Annotated in this window: 25 protein-coding genes; 24 read left to right on the forward strand and 1 reads right to left on the reverse strand. The window is 47.6% G+C overall.

Translation table 11 applies throughout. The features are described from left to right. Positions 1-6 precede the first annotated feature (6 nt). From ACFPVS_RS02550 to ACFPVS_RS02595, 10 genes are all read left to right on the forward strand, one after another. Positions 7-726 carry a hypothetical protein gene (locus tag ACFPVS_RS02550; RefSeq protein ID WP_096295207.1) on the forward strand — a complete coding sequence of 240 codons (720 nt, stop codon included), beginning with the start codon at positions 7-9 and terminating at the stop codon, positions 724-726. A 2-nt stretch (positions 727-728) separates the two neighbouring features. After that, positions 729-2,273, forward strand: a complete 1,545-nt coding sequence (locus tag ACFPVS_RS02555) for a hypothetical protein (RefSeq protein WP_198345358.1) — start codon at positions 729-731, stop codon at positions 2,271-2,273. Positions 2,274-2,547: 274 nt separating this feature from the next. Further along, positions 2,548-3,594, forward strand: coding sequence for an AcaB family transcriptional regulator (locus ACFPVS_RS02560; protein WP_096295206.1), 1,047 nt, complete (start codon positions 2,548-2,550; stop codon positions 3,592-3,594). A 118-nt stretch (positions 3,595-3,712) separates the two neighbouring features. Beyond that, positions 3,713-4,294 (forward strand): hypothetical protein, encoded by a 582-nt coding sequence (locus ACFPVS_RS02565; protein WP_096295205.1) that lies wholly within the window; start codon positions 3,713-3,715, stop codon positions 4,292-4,294. Between the two features lie 345 nt (positions 4,295-4,639). Then, a complete protein-coding gene (locus ACFPVS_RS02570) occupies positions 4,640-5,080 on the forward strand; it encodes a single-stranded DNA-binding protein (protein WP_096295204.1) in 441 nt (146 codons plus the stop codon). Positions 5,081-5,270: 190 nt separating this feature from the next. Further along, complete coding sequence (locus ACFPVS_RS02575; protein WP_096295202.1) at positions 5,271-7,304, forward strand: DNA topoisomerase 3; 2,034 nt, start codon at positions 5,271-5,273, stop codon at positions 7,302-7,304. 25 nt (positions 7,305-7,329) lie between these two features. Continuing rightward, positions 7,330-7,557: a hypothetical protein gene (locus tag ACFPVS_RS02580; RefSeq protein WP_157742729.1), complete on the forward strand. Its 228-nt coding sequence runs from the start codon at positions 7,330-7,332 to the stop codon at positions 7,555-7,557. A gap of 13 nt (positions 7,558-7,570) precedes the next feature. After that, positions 7,571-8,065: a hypothetical protein gene (locus ACFPVS_RS02585; protein WP_378595343.1), complete on the forward strand. Its 495-nt coding sequence runs from the start codon at positions 7,571-7,573 to the stop codon at positions 8,063-8,065. Continuing rightward, positions 8,062-8,208 carry a hypothetical protein gene (locus tag ACFPVS_RS02590; protein WP_157742728.1) on the forward strand — a complete coding sequence of 49 codons (147 nt, stop codon included), beginning with the start codon at positions 8,062-8,064 and terminating at the stop codon, positions 8,206-8,208. The genes ACFPVS_RS02585 and ACFPVS_RS02590 overlap by 4 nt, the downstream gene beginning before the upstream one ends. 34 nt (positions 8,209-8,242) lie before the next feature. Then, positions 8,243-8,449: a hypothetical protein gene (locus tag ACFPVS_RS02595; protein WP_096295199.1), complete on the forward strand. Its 207-nt coding sequence runs from the start codon at positions 8,243-8,245 to the stop codon at positions 8,447-8,449. Here the strand turns inward: ACFPVS_RS02595 and ACFPVS_RS02600 are convergent. Beyond that, positions 8,431-8,667: a hypothetical protein gene (locus tag ACFPVS_RS02600; protein WP_157742727.1), complete on the reverse strand. Its 237-nt coding sequence runs from the start codon at positions 8,665-8,667 to the stop codon at positions 8,431-8,433. The two genes, ACFPVS_RS02595 and ACFPVS_RS02600, sit on opposite strands and share 19 nt — an antisense overlap. Positions 8,668-8,835: 168 nt before the next feature. On the opposite strand from ACFPVS_RS02600, the gene ACFPVS_RS02605 reads away from it, so the two are divergent. The 14 genes from ACFPVS_RS02605 (at position 8,836) to ACFPVS_RS02670 (ending at position 17,054) form a co-directional block, all read left to right on the forward strand. Then, positions 8,836-9,411, forward strand: a complete 576-nt coding sequence (locus ACFPVS_RS02605; protein WP_378595346.1) for a YcbK family protein — start codon at positions 8,836-8,838, stop codon at positions 9,409-9,411. A gap of 1 nt (position 9,412) precedes the next feature. Continuing rightward, positions 9,413-10,099 carry a hypothetical protein gene (locus ACFPVS_RS02610; protein ID WP_096295198.1) on the forward strand — a complete coding sequence of 229 codons (687 nt, stop codon included), beginning with the start codon at positions 9,413-9,415 and terminating at the stop codon, positions 10,097-10,099. Positions 10,100-10,435: 336 nt separating this feature from the next. Beyond that, positions 10,436-10,948 (forward strand): DUF3577 domain-containing protein, encoded by a 513-nt coding sequence (locus ACFPVS_RS02615; protein WP_096295197.1) that lies wholly within the window; start codon positions 10,436-10,438, stop codon positions 10,946-10,948. A gap of 743 nt (positions 10,949-11,691) precedes the next feature. Next, positions 11,692-12,045: a hypothetical protein gene (locus ACFPVS_RS02620; protein ID WP_096295196.1), complete on the forward strand. Its 354-nt coding sequence runs from the start codon at positions 11,692-11,694 to the stop codon at positions 12,043-12,045. Between the two features lie 85 nt (positions 12,046-12,130). Next, positions 12,131-12,697 (forward strand): DUF3275 family protein, encoded by a 567-nt coding sequence (locus ACFPVS_RS02625; RefSeq protein ID WP_096295195.1) that lies wholly within the window; start codon positions 12,131-12,133, stop codon positions 12,695-12,697. After that, positions 12,697-12,954 (forward strand): hypothetical protein, encoded by a 258-nt coding sequence (locus ACFPVS_RS02630; protein ID WP_096295194.1) that lies wholly within the window; start codon positions 12,697-12,699, stop codon positions 12,952-12,954. Before ACFPVS_RS02625 ends, ACFPVS_RS02630 begins: the two co-directional genes overlap by 1 nt. 1 nt (position 12,955) lies before the next feature. Continuing rightward, positions 12,956-13,522: a hypothetical protein gene (locus ACFPVS_RS02635; RefSeq protein ID WP_378595349.1), complete on the forward strand. Its 567-nt coding sequence runs from the start codon at positions 12,956-12,958 to the stop codon at positions 13,520-13,522. Between the two features lie 97 nt (positions 13,523-13,619). After that, entirely contained in the window at positions 13,620-13,982 is a 363-nt protein-coding gene (locus tag ACFPVS_RS02640; protein WP_096295192.1) for a hypothetical protein, read from the forward strand. Positions 13,983-14,003: 21 nt separating this feature from the next. Next, positions 14,004-14,186, forward strand: a complete 183-nt coding sequence (locus tag ACFPVS_RS02645; RefSeq protein WP_096295191.1) for a hypothetical protein — start codon at positions 14,004-14,006, stop codon at positions 14,184-14,186. Between the two features lie 185 nt (positions 14,187-14,371). Continuing rightward, positions 14,372-14,806: a hypothetical protein gene (locus ACFPVS_RS02650; protein ID WP_096295190.1), complete on the forward strand. Its 435-nt coding sequence runs from the start codon at positions 14,372-14,374 to the stop codon at positions 14,804-14,806. Between the two features lie 74 nt (positions 14,807-14,880). Beyond that, positions 14,881-15,120: a hypothetical protein gene (locus ACFPVS_RS02655; RefSeq protein ID WP_378595352.1), complete on the forward strand. Its 240-nt coding sequence runs from the start codon at positions 14,881-14,883 to the stop codon at positions 15,118-15,120. 275 nt (positions 15,121-15,395) lie between these two features. Next, complete coding sequence (locus tag ACFPVS_RS02660) at positions 15,396-15,674, forward strand: hypothetical protein (protein WP_378595354.1); 279 nt, start codon at positions 15,396-15,398, stop codon at positions 15,672-15,674. 403 nt (positions 15,675-16,077) lie between these two features. Next, positions 16,078-16,206: a hypothetical protein gene (locus ACFPVS_RS02665; protein ID WP_269768634.1), complete on the forward strand. Its 129-nt coding sequence runs from the start codon at positions 16,078-16,080 to the stop codon at positions 16,204-16,206. Positions 16,207-16,340: 134 nt separating this feature from the next. Beyond that, positions 16,341-17,054: a hypothetical protein gene (locus tag ACFPVS_RS02670; protein ID WP_378595356.1), complete on the forward strand. Its 714-nt coding sequence runs from the start codon at positions 16,341-16,343 to the stop codon at positions 17,052-17,054. Positions 17,055-17,068: the final 14 nt, after the last annotated feature.

A 17,068-nucleotide genomic window follows, 5' to 3' on the forward strand; every position in this document is an offset into this window, starting at 1 on the left:
TTATTTGTGCCTGGTTTTTCTGTCACACCCGGTTACAATGAGCCTAATTATGCTGCTTTGAAAGGTTTGGCCGCCTTATGGGAAGAGCCGGCAACCTATGTCAAGCAGTTTGCCGAAGCCATGCAGTCGGTTACCCAAGGCTATTTTCTGAGTTATTTCACCGAAAAATGCATGCCCGGCGAATGGGTTTCGTTGAATAACGACATTGTATTCAACGAAGCCGGTTTGACAGCCAAACAGTGGCGGAATATTCGCGAACAGTTGATGGGCAAAGGCTTACTGCTGAACAAGCGTACCGTATTCCCGACGGACTCTTTGTTTACTTTGGACGACTTGTTGTTGGAGCGGATGATACACGAACACAGCACCCGTGATATTGCTGCAATGACTTGCCCGCCGGTATCCATCAACAAGTTGCATCTTAAAACCTTATCCGCTTTGGGTTTGTCGTTTAAATCGATACTGTATTTGTCCTTGATGCAGAACGAGACCGAGTATGTGGCATTCGATAAGCGCGGAGAGTGGTCTCCATGGACTTATATGTCCGAAGGACATGTTACCGAAATGACCCTGTTGTCACGCCGCGAACAGGAGACTGCGATTGCCGAATTATCGAAATTCGGTTTGGTCGAAATCAAGCTTGAAGGGATGCCGGCCACCCGTAGCGGCCGCTACAGTCTTAAAGCACTCGGTAACTTAACCGCCCAATTTATGAACAGGACTTAATCATGGCTGCTACTATCGATTTGCTGCCGCCGTCCGTGTTCAATGCGGAGCTTTCCCGATGTTGGGAGGCTCTGCAGGGTGGCCGGACGATTGCGGTTTACCGTTGTCTGATTGACATTACAGGCTCACTGAAATCAGCGGCAATGTTGTCGCAATTACTGTATTGGTCGCGTGTCAGCAAAGAAGTTGCCGCGCGTGACGGCTGGATATACAAGTCGGTCGGGCAAATGCAGGAGGAAACCGGTTTGACACCGCGCGAACAGGATACCTGCAAAGGCCGTCTGAAAAAACTGAACCTGATTCAGACCAGCCGGAAAGGGGTGGGTGCACCTCTTGCGTTGAAAGTGAATTTGGATGAATTGTCGGAGGCCGTCTGCCGTCATAGTGGGCATGAAGGAGATTTGTCACACCCCTTGACATTGCCCAAGCTGCAAAGCCGCAGTTCCCTGTTTTTCCGCCGTTACTTCAGCAACCGTGTGGCCTATCACCGCGATTTGGTCACACTGACCGGCTGTATCCATTCGGCGGTAATGCTGACCAGTGCACTGCAAGATGCTGTCAATCAGATTAACACCCATAAGCATCATGCCTTTTCGAGCTTGACAGCGTCGGAATGGCAGGAGCCTATTGCCTTGTCGGATAAATCGCAGCGTACTGCGCGTAACCGTCTCAAAAATCTGAAATTCATTTTTGAGAAGCATTTTATTGCCAGCCGCCGCATTTTTACCTTAGTCAACGGCCGCGCTATTTTGGAAGTCATCCGCAAGTTAATGACCTCGAAAAAGCCGTCTGAAAACTACAGTGCAACCAATGCCAAAAAAACCGAATTTCTCAGATTGGCGGAAAGGGCCAAAAAAGATTGGCGGAAAGGGCCAAATATGGAGGAGCAAGGTTTTCAGGGCGGTTTTTCGGCAGATTTACCCTCTTCTAAAAATATGACATTCGGAATCGACAAAAGGGAGGATTCGGAATCGACAAATGAGGAAATTCAGAAACCACAAAACAGGAAATCCATTTCCGACAAATGGTCGGCTTCAGAACCGACAAATGAGCAGATTGTTATATATTTAAATTACAAAGGTGTTTTTAACTACAACTACAAAACCGTGTTGCCGAACAAAAAACAGGCAGTTCAAGGAAATGTTGTGGTAGTTGATGAGGAGTTGATTTACCCGAAAACATTCAACAAGACCATGCAGGAGCAGGCTCAAACCATCTTTGGTCGTTACTGTCCGAATGCCAACCTGAAACAAAAACAGGAAATTCTGGACGAAATTTCGGGGCAACTGAAACCGGTAAATAGCCCTTTGGGTTTGCTGATGACGTTCTGTAAACTGGCAGGACAGAATCAGTTTACCGCCATGGTTGCACACAAGGTCAGTGAGACCCGTAAAACGCAGGCATTGAATCGGAAACGCCAAGAGGAAATGTCACAGCTCCAGTCTGAAAAACCGGATTCTCCCTATGCAGGTCTCTCGGTTGAAGAGTTGCGTGAAATGACCAGAAATGTAGTGAACAAAGCCAAAATAAACGGGCAATGCCGATAAACCGAATTTGCTGTCAAGAGTCTTGACAGCGGCCGCATCGTTGGCTGGATTTCCTGTCAAGGGCCTTGACAGCGCCGGAGGTGCGCAGGCCGCCTGCATCCGTTTTTCGTGGTCGGTTGCAGGTAGGTGTAGATATCATAACCATACCAAGGGAGCTTTCGGCAGCATTAAAGCCGATGACTGCCGGAAAAGACCGGTTTCGATGACAGCAGCTTGTCAAAGAATGTGACAAGCTGCCCATTTAAAAAAACATTAAAACGGATTGGAAGAAAATATGGAATTGAAACAGCGCTACGTTGTAAAACCCGGGGCAGTACATGTTGCACAAGAATTTGCCCTGAAGGTCGGCAACAAGAACTCCCCGTTCAGCAACGGTTACGATATGCCCCGTGCAGCCGAAAAACTGGGCGAAAAAGTGTCCATGGTTTTGACAGAAGATGATCCCCAATTTGCAGAGTGGGAAACATTCAAAGCACACGAGCTGCTCCTTAAGCATTATCTGCATAAAAATAATAAACGCAGAGGAGATTTGGTTTGGGGTGAATATGAAATTCTCCCGACTGAAAACGACCGTTTCCGTAAAATGGGCAATCTGACTTCTTCGGAAAATGACAAATTTTTGCTGCATACCAAGCAAGGCGTGCGTATGTGGGAAGGCAATAACAACCGCCGTAACGGGGCTCGTTGGCCGGGTGTGAAATACGGCCTCAGTCTCAGCAATGAACTACTCGGTTTGGCAATGGCAGACCATCCGTATGCGCAATATCATTTGATTGAGCTGGAAAAGCAGTTTGACGAAATCAATGAGTACTTGAGCACGGAGCAGAAAAAAATCGAATGTCAGATTGAAGAATTGGCATCTGCGGGGTTGAGTATTTCGATTATCCGGAATGATGATCCAATCAAAGTCAACCTGATTAATGCACGAGGTTACGGTTTCAAGTTGGTAAAGATGTTGATGGATTACGATCAGTTTGTATGCGCCGTAAAAACCATGACCACGAAAGGGATGATGTCGAACAAACAAGGTAATGATATTCTCTATAACGGTGGCCGTCTGGTGCGTCGGATTTTGAACGACCTGTATGTGGTGGTGATGGAGTTACGTACCATCCGTCATATCCGGCGAGAAAGCTTGTTTGATGAGGTAACCCGTGCGAAATTGCTGGAGGCCACCCAACAGGAAGTTTTACCGCGCATCCCAATGGATGTATGGATGTATAACAAGCAACCCGCCTTGGTTTATGTTCAGAAGAAAATGAAGCAGGAAGAATTGCAGCAACTAGCGGCAATTCTTGTTCAAGAGGGTTTTACCGAATGAAATAAAAGTGGCTGCAACCTAGTCAGGTGCAGCCACTTTTCTGTAAATTGAGAGATAGCCGCCACAGGGATTTTCTGTCACACCCTGTGACAATAAGATTAAGATGGGATGAAATACGATGACCGTTGGAAAACAGATTACTGAAAACACCCGCAATAAAGTTCAACTCAAATTCAGTTACCACAAAAGCCTTTTAAGGGTAAGGGGGATTAAGGAGTTGGAGGCAGAGATAGAGGAGAAAAAAAGGGCGTTGTCACAGCTTGTGACAGAGGCTAGGGATTTTTACGGTAAATGTATGAAATACCGGTTTGTGATGAGGATTATGTATCAACAGTCACCTATCGTGTATAAAGGCAGGATAAAGCTTAATACGGAGACTTTGCATATCCCGATCATGAATTTTATTGAAATCTATTACGACAATGCTTCTATGACCACAGGGAAAAAACGTAAAAAACAGGTGGTATTTGCATGGGAAGCTGTCAGTAAGGCGTTGGATGAAGCAAATGCTTCTTTAGATGAGAGGCTAATCCATATGCGTGTTTACCATGCTTTTAAAGACTTCTATTCGAGAAGTCGAGGAATTGCTCAAGAGCTAAGCTGTCTGTACCACTCAAAAAATCACTTTGAACAGATGATCGAATACGAAAAAATGGGTAGAAAGGATTTACCTGCTTTCATGTTGGAAAAGGCAAAATAACTGATTTGATAAAAGTCGTAACCTTGCGGTTGCGGCTTTTTTATTTTGGAGAACAGGCGCGACACCGCGCGTCTCCGACGCTGTCAAGGCCCTTGACAGGAAATCCAGCCACCGGTGCGGCCGCTGTCAAGACTCTTGACAACATCTGCAGCCGTTCCGCTTTCAGACGGCCTGCGCGACACCGCGCGTCTCCGACGCTGTCAAGTTGGCGTTGGCGAATAAACCTATTGACAAACAGAAACAAATAGAATCATAATTATCTATCCTTAATCTCATGATGGGGTATTTTATCCCGTTTTCTTTCTGCCATATTTATCCTCTACCTTCTCTTCTTAGGAGTGAAATATGACAGTTCAGCTTTCTGTGCGCGGCAATCTCGGTAAAGATTTCGACCTGCGCGCCGTCACTAATCCAAATAATAACGAACCTAATATGGTTCTTAATTTCTCAGTCGCATCGCCAACCTTCAAACGTAATTCAGAAGGCAAGTTGGAAGTGGTTTCTACTGAATGGATTAACTGCGAATATTGGAATCGTGATGCTTCTCACCTCCATAAAATTTTGAAGACAGGTATGCCGGTCTGTCTTGAAGGCGAAGAACGCTTTGAGATTTATACCAATCGCGATAATGTTGAGGTGCGTGCGCGCTCGTTGCGCGTTAAAAATCTGTTTATTGTTCCAAACGAACGCATCGAAGGTATTGCTTTGCGCCCTGCCCGCGATCCTGCTCCAGTTTCAGCTAATGCAAGTTCTCCGGATCAGCCTGATGACGACATCCCAATGTAAATTATGACAACCAAAAAAACATCCGCTTGGCACGATGTTTCCTGCTGGGCAAAGGCTCTATTAAGTGAATTGAAGGATTTTTTCTGGACATTTATTTTATACGGAGCCTTGCTTGCGGCTGTTGTCTGGTTGGTTTATACACTTTTCATGTGGATATTCTTCGAGCTGAAGCAAAGTATTGGAGTTTGAGATGCGTTTATTTCTCTGCGAAAAACCCAGCCAAGCTAAAGACATCGGTAAGGTGCTCGGTGTTTTGGACGGCCGTTTCGACGGTTATTTCCAGAAAGGAGATACCGCCGTGACTTGGGCATTCGGACACATTTTGAGTCAAGCCATGCCTGCTGCTTACGGTGAGGAATTTACTGATTTTGGCAACATCACAGCCCTTCCTGTTCTGCCTCAGCAATGGAAAATGGAAATCCAGCCGAAGGCGGCCAAGCAGTTCAAAATCATCAAAGGGCTGCTGGCCAAAGCCGGAGAAGTGGTTATTGCAACAGATGCTGACCGTGAGGGTGAAGTTATCGGCCGCGAAATCCTGGAATATTGCGGTTACCGGGGCAAGGTATCGCGCTTCTGGACCAGTGGACTGGATCCTGCCTCAGTTAAAAAAGCCTTGGCAAGCATCAAACCCGGCCGGCAGACAGAAACCCTGTATCAGGCCGGGCTGGCACGGGGGCGTGCAGACTGGCTGGTCGGTATGAACCTGAGCCGGGCATACACCGTGACATATTCGGCAGGTTTCGGAAAAGAACACACCCTATCCATCGGCCGCATTCAGACACCGACGCTGAATCTGGTGGTACGCCGCGACCACATTATCGAAAATTTCCAACCCTATCCGTATTACGTTTTGAGTGCCGACTTTCAGACGGCCTTAAAAGAGGTTTTTACAGCGGTTTGGCAGATACCCGAACCCCTTAAGAATTCAGACGGCCTATGCACCGACAAAGCTTTTGTCGAAAACTTGGCCAAACAGTTGGCCAATGCGACAGGTCGTGTCGTTTCTGCTAAAACTGAACGTAAAAAGACCCCGGCTCCGTTGCCGTACAGCCTTTCCGCCTTGCAGAAAGAAGCAGGTAAAAAACTGGGTATTTCCGCATCCAAGGTATTGAAAATCGCCCAAGAGCTGTACGAGAAACACAAAATTACCTCCTATCCGCGTACACCTTGCCGTTATCTGCCCCAGTCACAACAAAGTGAAGTGGCCGATGTGTTTGCAGCCATGACAGCCATTGACAGTAGCTTGGCACCGGTGTTGTCCAAAGTCGATTACAACCGCCCGTCGCGGGTATGGAACGACACTCAGGTCAACAAACATTCGCACCATGCGATTATTCCGACCAAGGTCAGCAATTTCAATTTAGCCCAGCTGGATAAAAACGAGCGGGAAATCTACCTAATGATACGCAACCGCTACATTGCACAGTTCTATCCCGACTACGAATACGATGCCACCGTGATTGTCGCCGAGAGCTGCGGCCAGCAGTTCAAAGCCACCGGCCAAACACCCAAAATACAGGGTTGGAAGGCATGGCTGAGTAAAACGGAAGATGAAGGCGGTGATGAAAACGAAAATACGGTATTGCCGGCCGTTTCAGACGGCCAACAACTGACCGTTACCGGCAGTAAACCCGAAAGCAAGAAAACCGCGCCGCCGCCGCGCTTTACCGAAGCCACCCTGTTGGACGAAATGCAGACCCTGTCCGACTTTCTCAAAACCGTAGATGACGAACAGATTAAGAAAATCCTCCGCAACACCGAGGGACTGGGAACGGAGGCCACCCGAGCCAACATTATCAATCGTTTGTTTGAGATGAGCTACATCGAGAAGCAGAAAGGCAAAATCGTTTCTACCGAAAAAGGCCGCAGACTGATTGCCCAAATACCGGCCATGGTAGCCGATCCCGTTACCACCGCCAAATGGGAGCTGGCTTTGGCCGGCATTGAATCGGGCAAGTTGACGATGGCGGATTTTATGGCTTATCAGGAAGACTTGATTCGGCAACTGATTGATCAGGCCAAGGCCGATGCAGTGAAAAGGCCGAAAGCGGCAAAACCGGCAGCGTCAGCTCAGCCGAAAAACATTGCCAAGAACAAAGCCGGAGATACCTGCCCGGATTGTGGTGGTACGTTGCAGGAAAAAGCGTTGAAGAATGCACCAGAGAAGAAGTATTTGGGGTGTTCCAAGTATCCTGAGTGCAAGCATTTTGAATGGGTGCAGTGAGAATATTATTTTGGAGGTTGGAAAAATGTTTGATTTAATTGCTACGATGATGATTGTCATGCCAATTGGGTTTGGAATATTTGTACTGATTCAATCCATTAAAGAAGAAAATGCTGTTTCGATATTGCTTTCCATGATTTTGATAGCTATAGGCTCAGGTACATTTTTGATAGTTAAACATCTTTCTGACATTCATCTCGAAATGAAGTCACAAAACATCAGACTCAAGTCTATCGAACAAAAATTAAGATAAATAGGGAGAAATCATGACAAAAAGACTTTTACAATGGAAAAAGGGACTGTTGCTCTATATTTTTAATGGACAGGAACAAGATGGTTTTGTTTCAGGGAGTACTTCTATTCCATTTATGCCTGATGAGGTTTACACGGTTCCGGCAGATACGTTTTATCTAACCACGTCAGCCTACTTTTTCAGTAAGTGGGTATTTTTTGAATTTCTGCTATTTGTCCTGAAATTTCAGATACGTTTGCTGAGTTTAGTCTTGTTTCATGCGTTGCTTCCAATGGCTGGGTATCTTATATTCGCAGCATTTTTTCTGTCTCAAAATCAATTTGATGAGTTTTTGGCAGTAATCATGACCCAAGAAGGTTTTCGAGAGTTTTATGAGGTTGGATTTATTTTAGCTCTTGGTTCTCATTTAATTTCATGGGTTCTTGGATATCCTTCAAATAAATCATCTTTTATTTACTTTCTTCAGCGAAATTGGATGAATTTTATACGACCGAGAGGAGCATTATGATTGAAGCGTATGAACACCGTCTGCTGGCCGACTTCATTGGTGAGAATTGGCGTAATTTTTTATCTCACGCTGCAGAAAACGGCTTTAGCGAAGCTGATGCAGAGGCATTGTGTGAAAAGCTGGAACAGGCTGCGAGTCAGTAGGCTGTGATTATTTGTTTTTCGAAGGAAAGTTAAAATGAAACAGAAGTATCAAGTAGAAATCCGTTTTCAACTTAACGGAAAAGATGTGGTTGTTGAAAAATATTCCGGCGAAATCAGTAGTCAGATGTTACGACGCGACCCACTAGTGCAACAGTTATTGGATGCAATTGAATCTGTCAATACTGCCTGCCGCCGATTGGAGACGGCAGGAAAAATAGGTGATTATCTCTCCTGCGAGTGAGAAGAATGATCGATTTCCTTAAATTTTTGCAGGTAATCAGCTTCGTGTTCTTTGATTTGCAAAGCAATTTTAAATAATGACTGAACATCACTATCTTTAAAGCTAGATTGATAGTAGTTCTCTCTACCGCTTATCATAACTGCTGCCAAATGAAGACATTCATACTCATTCATGGACATGGAAACCCTTTCATGGTTGGTTATAGGGATAGGAGCCATAACTATACCATGATGCCTGCGGAGGCATAAAATCCGCTGACCGCCGGGAAAGTCCGGCAAATTATTCAAAGTGTTAGAGGGAGTTCCTCTGATGACTAAGCGGCAAATATGGGCTAGGACGGTGGAGAGACTGAGGCCATTTTGGAAGACTAAAAATGAGGTTCAAATATGGATTTAAGTCGTCGGGACTTTTTAGGACGGGCAACTGCAGTGGCCGGCTTGGTCGCTGTAGGCGGTGCGGGCTTGCTCATCCCGGATTATGCAGCTGCAACTAACATGGCGGATTTCTGGACTCGGGACCGCATCATCAGCTGCCGTCGTGCGGATACCAAAGAAAAACACGATATTCAATTTTTTACGGCCAATCAGGGGGATATCGAGGACAGTTACCGTCGTGCCTGTTGGATGATGCGGGATGCAAAAGATGGCAATTCGGTTATCGCGGTTGATGTCGGGTTGCTCAACCTGCTCTATGCGATGCAGGAATGGGCTCGTGTATCCGGTAAGCCTGATCCGATCATTACCATCAACAGTGCTTATCGGACTCCACGCCGTAACGCAACTATTGAAGGCGCAGCGCGTAATTCGCTGCATATGCGGGGTAAAGCTGTAGATATTACCATGCGTGGTGTAACCTTGAATCAATTGGATCAGATGGCGCAATACTATAAAGTCGGTGGCATTGGGGTTTACGACACTTTCATTCATCTGGATACCGGTCGTTACAGAAGCTGGAGGGGCTGAGATGGCTTTATTGGATAGAGCACTGGCTCATCCGCCTGCTTGGGCGGAAGATATTCTTCAACCGTGGGATGAGACTGCTTATCAGGAAAAAGCTCCTTTTATTTCGCGACATTATTGGACTTCGCAAGGGAGCATCAATGTTTTTAGCGTGGTTGGAACGATTCATTCCGATTACCAAAATCATTCATGGCTGCATCTCTTACAAAACGGTAAAAGGATGCATCTTAATTTGCCCTTGCTTGAAAGCAATCCGCATTACTACCATGATACTTGCCCCAAAGAGCCTCCAATGTATTTTAAAACTTTGGACGGCCGCCGCTTTTACATCGATGATGACGGCAATCACCGGACCTGTATCGCACGATTCTATTTTTATGAGCAAGGCTTAACTCAGTTACATGGTGTGGTGATCAACCACTACCAGATTGATGAAGAATTTTTCAGCATCTACCAGCAGTTGGAACAGGAAATCCGACGACAGAGTTTAAAAATATGGCTCAAACCAACCCGTAAATCGATTGGGCGTGACGATACAGCCGGCTGGAAAGAAGATTTGTTTGAGACGGAGTTGAAATGGCAGGAAGGTTCTCAGACTTTACTCCTGGATAAGGCGGCAGCCTTAGAGAAACTGGAGGCATTGCGCCGTAGAAAGCACTCATGGCTTTCCAAGTTGTTTTCAAAATTTTAAAGTTAACTCCAAGCAAGCAGTTTGGACGGCATTTCTTTATGCCGTCTTTTTTTTGTTGGGTATCCGTACAAAAATACAATTACCCTGTTGACAGTATGAAATTTTGGGCATATATTAAAACCGTATTTCACGTTTGTGGCTTTTCTTAAAAGTCTCGTCATTTAGCCGCTCGAGAATGAGGTTCAATTCGTTGGACTAGCGGTACACTCTTTCAACTCGCCTTCAGGTAAGGCTTCTAAGTCAGTTACGGCATTCGCAAAAGCCGTATTAACCCTTTGGGGATATATTTATCCTCATCGGGATTGATATATCCCCTGTTTTTTATGGAGATATATCATGACTCAATCTGATCAAACTCAAAACCAATACTTCAATCTGACTGCCGACGGCATCGGTTTTTTGAACCGTCCCCGTACAGTAACAGCTAAAAAAGGTACCCCTTACTTTGCTGCTACGATTCAGGCATCCCGTGGTGATTCCGGCGATAAGACACGTTTCGACGTGCGTATCGTTGGTGGACATGCAAAGGAACTCTTCGAGCAGCTGCTGCAGGAATTTCCTAATTTGCAGGCCACGCAGTTGAAGGATCGCCCGACAGTTATTGTCGGATTTCGTGTAGGTGATTTGCAGCCCATCAAGTTTGAAACCGAAGATCGCAAAACCGGTGAAAAAATTGAGACGCTGTCTATCGATGCGCGACTGCTGAAATTCAAGTTCATCAAGGTGAACGGCGAATTTTGGTATCGATCGTCTCAAGACGAGCAGAACCAAGCTGATACGGGTAATCTGCCCCCTGCCCCTCAACCTATTGAGGAAGCGGCTGAAACTCCGGCTCAATTCGGTTCATAATCAAACCTTTTAAGAATGCAGGAAGCCTTTAGGCTTCCTCTTCTTAAAACTCCTCCCAATCCCTCACACGCTCTATCGTTCAGACAATTAAGCAACTGTTTTGACGGATGTTTAATTGTCTGAATGAACCCGTTTGATTTTCCGTGGCAGTACAAGGATAAGCTTCCTTGCAACAAAAAAGCTTGGCTTTGAACCAGATTTTATTTTCTTATCGATGCCCATATCCGTGTGGGTATCCGTAAGCAAATAAGCGATCCTTAACAATTTGGACTTTTTTAATTTTCTTAGAATTTGCAAGTCAAATTCCAAGCCACCCCCTAAGGGTGGCTTACCGAATCACCCTGCCCTAGCAGGAGGATTCGGTAAGCTTCCCCGGTTGACAGACCGTTTCTGTCTCGCGTACAGCCGTGTAAACAGTACGTCCGGTCATTCGTGACCGACACGGTTCTATTCAAACAAACCGACAGGTTCTTATTGGTTCTTCGGATTGCGGTGCAGCTTTCCACCGAACCCAACAGGGTTTTCATGCCCCGAACTCACATTCGTGTGGGTTCCTCCGGGCTGCTTTCGTCAAGGCAGCCTCGAAGAACTCATACTTTCTCGGCTGACAGACCGTTTCTGTCTCGCTGTAGCCGTTAACCAGCAGCCGGTGCATTCGTGCACCTCACGGTCCTTTCTTCCAACCCATCGGGGCACCTACCCCGGCGGGGCTTGGTGTCCCTGTTTTTTTACCGGAGTACACCATGTTTCCATTCAACTTTACCCGCCGGGTACCCGGCAAATTATGTCTCAATCCTGCGGATATCCGCAAAGGTACGGTACTGACCCACATGCCTACCGGTACGCGCCATACGGCGGTGTATGCGGTACAGGGCGATGTGCTGTTGATAGACGATAAAGGACAGCTCTCTGCCCCGTCTTTTAAACAGCTGGCACAGCAATATTGCTGTCGCGGCTATCAAGTCCGCTACGCACCCGAACTCGAGGTACTGTGGCAGAAAGCGGTATCGCGTTATCAGGCTGACAAACGCCTGTTAACCCGTCTGGGACTGCGGGGCAACAACCCTGCATCCATCCGTAGAGCTCTGGCCGTCTGATCGGACGGCTTTCCTCTCTCTTTTCACCAACCCTGTGGGGATATACTCCCTCGGGGCGGTATATCCCCTTTTTCGGAGATATACCATGTCTGTTTCTATTCCCGCTACTTTGAATGTTGTTGAAAAAACCGGCCGTAACGGTGTTTTTATGGCCGCCGAACTGATTACCGACATCGGTACGTTCGACCTGAAACACCGTGTGCTGGAGCAGTTCTCGCAAGGCACTTATCGCGGCATGTTCACCATCATCCGCATCTTTAACCAAAGCGTTTCCTGGAAAAACGGCACCTGGACCAAACTGTGTGCCGAATTGGACTGGGAAGCCCTGCGCATCCTGGCTCAATCCGACGAAACCGTTCCGAGCACGGCCATGGCCGTGGCCGAAATGGTGGCCGAGGAAGAAGCTGAAACCGTTACTGCTCAGATAACACCGCCTCAGGCAGACGCACCGGCACTCTTCGACGAAGACGACTTGGTGGCCGATATGGCGCAGCTGCAGCTTAAAGTTTCCCGTGCCGAACCGGTCAAGCTCGATGCCACCATGGAGGACCGCAATGCGTTCCGCCAACTGCGCGACGAGTTGAAAGCCCACGGCTACCGCTTCGACGGCCGTACCCAGTCTTGGTCTTTGGCTGAGCAAGGAGGTGTGTGATGCGTATGAAACTATCCAAAGCACACTTCGGCGGCATAACGCAGGAAGCCGGTAACGAAATCAGGATTTCGGATGGCGGTTTTCTGATGCCGATACACCTTCGTGCCGGCAGACACACCCGATCAGATTTTGTTGCGGACAATGTCTCAACGGCCGATGTGGAATGTCTGGTAATGCGTTTTGGCGAATCAGGCGTGTTGGTTGCTGGCCGCGACAAACGCTTCCGCCGCTTCGATGGCCCGATGTGGAGGGAGTGAAATGTACCGTACTTCTTCCCATGACCTGTTTGCCGATGCGTTTTTCATCCTGAACGACCGGTTGATGTTTGCTTCACTCTACGGCCGCGACGCGAATGTGCTGTCGCTGCTGGCGGTACTGAACAACAACGGTGTTTCGGGGACCGAGCGTTTGGGCTTTCGGGAAGCCGATTCGGCAGCCGGTGCATACCCGCCGTTTTCGACTGCACGTTACTTTACCGGGCTCTACAAGCACATGACGAAAATCCATACGCAGAACTACGGCGTATTGATTCATGCGTTTGTGTACGCAGACGAGGTAATACGGCACGATTTGGACGGCAAAACAGCCTGGTTGATATCGGATGACACTGATACCGAACTGACGGACGGTATTTGGCAGACGGTCAACCGTCTGACCGATGTACCGCTGCTGGACGGCTGGGCCGACCGCATCCTGCCGCGTTTGCGCGAACAGGGCTGCATCCGCTGCTATCCGCCGGGCATCAGTGCCGAAGCCACCCTGGTTGGTATACAGGCCTGCCACATCCGAATACCCGACGATTTTGACCAACAGGTCGGCCGTTAGCTTAAAACCGGTGTATTGGCAGCCTGATTGCCTTTTTATCCACCCCCGGGGTATCTTACCCTCAGGGGCGGATACCCCGTTTTCTTCGGGAGACTGTATGTTGAAACCCAGTATCTGTTTGAAAGTGTATGTCGATTCGACCGAATACGGCATTGCCTGGAAGCAGGCTGATTTGGAAGTCGAAATCGCCGGCGGCAGCGTACGTTTTTACTGCGGTGTCGAGTTGGACGGCTGCGGTAACATTCTGCCGGCCACCCTGCGTATTTCGGATTTGGGTTTGTCCGAGTTTCTGCATGACGGAACTGAACCCAAAGAATCCGTCCTGCTGAACCATGGCCAACCCAGCGAAAGCGACAATATCTACCCGGTATCGTCGATGCGGCCGGAGGTATTCGGTCACGCACTGGCCACGGCGGCTTCGGCCGTGGTGGAGCAGTTGTACGAAACGGAATATGTTTAATGTTTGAAAGGAAATAAGCAGATGTCCAGAATCGCCACTGCTGTTGAGAAACTGCAGGCACAACGCTTAAGCCGGTCTGGTTTGTTGGATGAGGGTGAATTGGGCGTGGTCGACATGATTTTGATGTCGCATGACGCTCAAGAGGAAATCGAAGAAGGATGGTTCGACGATTTCGCCCTGATTGAATTGAAATATCCTGACTGATTGTTTATCAACCTGCTTTCGAGCAGGTTTTTCAACGCCGACAGTCGTTTTACTGTCCCGGTGCTGCCGTTAAACATCACCAACCGCATCCGTGCGGCCACGGCATTTTTTTCAACTTTTCAACCCAATCGGGAATACATTTTCCCGACTGGGGGGTGTATTCCCTGTTTTTTAGGAGAATCACCATGAACCCGTCAACAAATAACATTTTTACCGATAATGAAGCATTGGTTTTGAATACCTACGGTGCGTCCGAGGTATTCCGCCAGCTGATACTCGGCTTATTTAACGGTTATATCTACCCGATGCCGGTTTTAGCCGTATCGCGTTTGGACTACGAACACTTCAGGCTGTTTATAGCCATGATCGAGGCCTACCACCGCGACGGTGAAACGGCCGAATTGCGTGAGCTGGCCTGCAAGGTTCTTGACCGATTTCCGGAGTTACGTGTCCGTTGCGTCCATCCGGAAAGCACGGCGCTGGAAGAACTGAAACGCGCACTGATTTTTTACGATCTGTGCGATGAGGATCAGGAATCCCGCGCCACCGGTGCATTTTCCGATGCGAAGGAAATTCTAATCACCGCAGTTCGCCATTTGCTCGAGCAGAGCAAGGTTTAAACCTGTTTTTTAACCCCTGTATTTTGTACAGTATCGGTCGTTTTGACCGGCAGAGTCGCTTTAAGGAGACAAACATGTCAGATCCTGTTTTTTTCACGGGCATCATCGATGAGTTCGAAAACCTCTATGAACAGGCTGTTCCAAACATAGACGGCTTGGATGTTCAGGCGTTCAAACAGAAGCTGTTTACCAAAATGCTGGCAGACGACACTTCGCGTTTCCCCATGGGTTTTGTCTATATGGACAGCCAAACCCATTGGGATTTTTTGCGCTGGATGGAGGAACACCATCCGGAACAGAAATACCTTGCGTAGTTTTCCGGCCGGTAACCGCTTATTGACCAACCCTCCGGCAAAGCCGCTGCCTTTAAAGGTGCGGCCTGCCTTTCTGAACGGACTTCGCCCTCTCTTTGCCCAACGTTTCCGTCCGTGTCAGTGCTTCGTCTGAAAAGATGCAGGCATATTCACCCGATAGTGCAATACTTTGCCAGCTGACCTTTTGATTGACCCAACCTGCTTTCGAGCAGGTTTTCTCAGACGGCTTGGGCTTCAGGCCGCCTGAAAAAACCTGTTACTTTTAGGAGAATGAGATGTCGGATCAAAACAATATCCAACATGATGCCGAAGGGCCTGTTGAAATTTGGCTGGGAATGAAATATTTCTTAATTTATTGGCTGAAACATGGTTCAAACCATGAAATTTTTACCAGAGAAGCCGATGCGTGGGAAAAAATTGAAGAACTGAAAAAGAATCCTGATTTGGAAGCTTTCGAACTGTATGAAACCAATTTAAGCAAACGCTGGGATCTATACGATTACAGGGGAGATAAAAAAGCAGCTATCGAAAACCTGAATTCTATTACACGCTGACCGTCGTTTTACGGTCTCGGTGCTGCCGTTAAACATCACCAACCGCATTCGTGCGGCCACGGCTTTTTTTCAACCCCGACCCGGCGGCGACATCTTTTCCGCTGGGGAATGTGTCCCCGCTTTCAAAAAAGGAGGACACTATTGATACACCCTAATCTGTGGAGAAGGATTAAATCCCGATTCCCTGTTGCCAAACGTCTTTTTGACTTTTGGTTCAAGCTGTTTGAAAATATTACGATATGGAGCCTGGCTTCCATGTTGCCGTATTTCAAACTGACCCCGGATTCGCTTGCCGAACGGTGTGCGAATATTGCGTATTTATTTTTGATTGCTGTCTCTTCGTTTTACGTCATGTACTTTTTGGCAGATAACGAAGCATGGATGAGCAGAAAGGAAACGAATCATGAATGACCTGAGCGTCATGCTTTTGATTGTTCTGTCAATCTTGATTGCGATTGCGGCGGTACTCCGTAAACTCGGCAAACTCCATCAGCAGGAGCTTGAAGAGAAGCGAAAAGAGCAGCAGCCGTAATACAATTTGATTTTTCAACCTTTAATCCCACCCCAGTCCGTGCTGCCGGTGGGATCGTCATATTTTTTATCCAACCCTGTGGGGATACCGTTCCCCAAGGGGCGGTATGCCTTTTTATTTTGAAAGGAAATACCGTGGGTACTTCAAACTTCATGTTCAACCAACGTCTGGATGTTGTCAGCGGCCTCTCTTGCTCCGACTTCGATGTAGATGCCTATAACGAAGGAATGGATGAAGAAGACCGCTTACAGCCTGATGATTTCGAACGCATCGGCGACATCATCAGTTTCTATACCGATGATTTCATCGCTGACTTCAAACACCGTGCAGACGAACCGCACCGCAATCGGGATACCGTATCCCGCTGGCGGAAACACCGTATCGGTCGCATCCGCGTCGAATCCACTACGGATTCTGCCGGCGACGGCAGCTACTATCACCGTAACTATGGCGGAACCAAGCTGGCGGAAATCACGGCGGATACACTGTTTTATGGCCGTAACATACGGATGACCATAGATGTCATCATGAGGCACGGCTATTACGACGGAATCAACATCGATCAGCAGATTAATGTAGAGACTGATTTTTTGAACTATTCCTGGGACGATTATGAATCTGCGGAAATCGACAATATGGCCGATGCCATTATCGATGAGTATGCCGGCTGCCGTATCGCCACCAAAGCCCAACTGACATGTCACCGCAATGCCGTCATCAAACGCCTGCAGGCGTTGGAGGAAGTGTTGTGGCAGCGTTATGAGGAACTGGTATCCCCGTATTGCGAGGAGTACCGTGTGGCCGCACGTTTCTGCAATGGCGAAACCTGGTATGAAAAGGTTGCTTAAGTTAGTGCCTTCTT

Source organism: Neisseria weixii, assembly GCF_042658245.1.
In the GTDB taxonomy this organism is placed as follows: domain Bacteria; phylum Pseudomonadota; class Gammaproteobacteria; order Burkholderiales; family Neisseriaceae; genus Neisseria; species Neisseria weixii.

Bases quoted from the DNA above. Each gene is read 5' to 3' on its own strand.
- ACFPVS_RS02555 (WP_198345358.1), top strand. From the start codon at position 729: ATGGCTGCTACTATCGATTTGCTGCCGCCGTCCGTGTTCAATGCGGAG.
- ACFPVS_RS02560 (WP_096295206.1), top strand. From the start codon at position 2,548: ATGGAATTGAAACAGCGCTACGTTGTAAAACCCGGGGCAGTACATGTT.
- ACFPVS_RS02565 (WP_096295205.1), top strand. From the start codon at position 3,713: ATGACCGTTGGAAAACAGATTACTGAAAACACCCGCAATAAAGTTCAA.
- ACFPVS_RS02570 (WP_096295204.1), top strand. From the start codon at position 4,640: ATGACAGTTCAGCTTTCTGTGCGCGGCAATCTCGGTAAAGATTTCGAC.
- ACFPVS_RS02575 (WP_096295202.1), top strand. From the start codon at position 5,271: ATGCGTTTATTTCTCTGCGAAAAACCCAGCCAAGCTAAAGACATCGGT.
- ACFPVS_RS02580 (WP_157742729.1), top strand. From the start codon at position 7,330: ATGTTTGATTTAATTGCTACGATGATGATTGTCATGCCAATTGGGTTT.
- ACFPVS_RS02585 (WP_378595343.1), top strand. From the start codon at position 7,571: ATGACAAAAAGACTTTTACAATGGAAAAAGGGACTGTTGCTCTATATT.
- ACFPVS_RS02590 (WP_157742728.1), top strand. From the start codon at position 8,062: ATGATTGAAGCGTATGAACACCGTCTGCTGGCCGACTTCATTGGTGAG.
- ACFPVS_RS02595 (WP_096295199.1), top strand. From the start codon at position 8,243: ATGAAACAGAAGTATCAAGTAGAAATCCGTTTTCAACTTAACGGAAAA.
- ACFPVS_RS02600 (WP_157742727.1), bottom strand. From the start codon at position 8,667: ATGGCTCCTATCCCTATAACCAACCATGAAAGGGTTTCCATGTCCATG.
- ACFPVS_RS02605 (WP_378595346.1), top strand. From the start codon at position 8,836: ATGGATTTAAGTCGTCGGGACTTTTTAGGACGGGCAACTGCAGTGGCC.
- ACFPVS_RS02610 (WP_096295198.1), top strand. From the start codon at position 9,413: ATGGCTTTATTGGATAGAGCACTGGCTCATCCGCCTGCTTGGGCGGAA.
- ACFPVS_RS02615 (WP_096295197.1), top strand. From the start codon at position 10,436: ATGACTCAATCTGATCAAACTCAAAACCAATACTTCAATCTGACTGCC.
- ACFPVS_RS02620 (WP_096295196.1), top strand. From the start codon at position 11,692: ATGTTTCCATTCAACTTTACCCGCCGGGTACCCGGCAAATTATGTCTC.
- ACFPVS_RS02625 (WP_096295195.1), top strand. From the start codon at position 12,131: ATGTCTGTTTCTATTCCCGCTACTTTGAATGTTGTTGAAAAAACCGGC.
- ACFPVS_RS02630 (WP_096295194.1), top strand. From the start codon at position 12,697: ATGCGTATGAAACTATCCAAAGCACACTTCGGCGGCATAACGCAGGAA.
- ACFPVS_RS02635 (WP_378595349.1), top strand. From the start codon at position 12,956: ATGTACCGTACTTCTTCCCATGACCTGTTTGCCGATGCGTTTTTCATC.
- ACFPVS_RS02640 (WP_096295192.1), top strand. From the start codon at position 13,620: ATGTTGAAACCCAGTATCTGTTTGAAAGTGTATGTCGATTCGACCGAA.
- ACFPVS_RS02645 (WP_096295191.1), top strand. From the start codon at position 14,004: ATGTCCAGAATCGCCACTGCTGTTGAGAAACTGCAGGCACAACGCTTA.
- ACFPVS_RS02650 (WP_096295190.1), top strand. From the start codon at position 14,372: ATGAACCCGTCAACAAATAACATTTTTACCGATAATGAAGCATTGGTT.
- ACFPVS_RS02655 (WP_378595352.1), top strand. From the start codon at position 14,881: ATGTCAGATCCTGTTTTTTTCACGGGCATCATCGATGAGTTCGAAAAC.
- ACFPVS_RS02660 (WP_378595354.1), top strand. From the start codon at position 15,396: ATGTCGGATCAAAACAATATCCAACATGATGCCGAAGGGCCTGTTGAA.
- ACFPVS_RS02665 (WP_269768634.1), top strand. From the start codon at position 16,078: ATGAATGACCTGAGCGTCATGCTTTTGATTGTTCTGTCAATCTTGATT.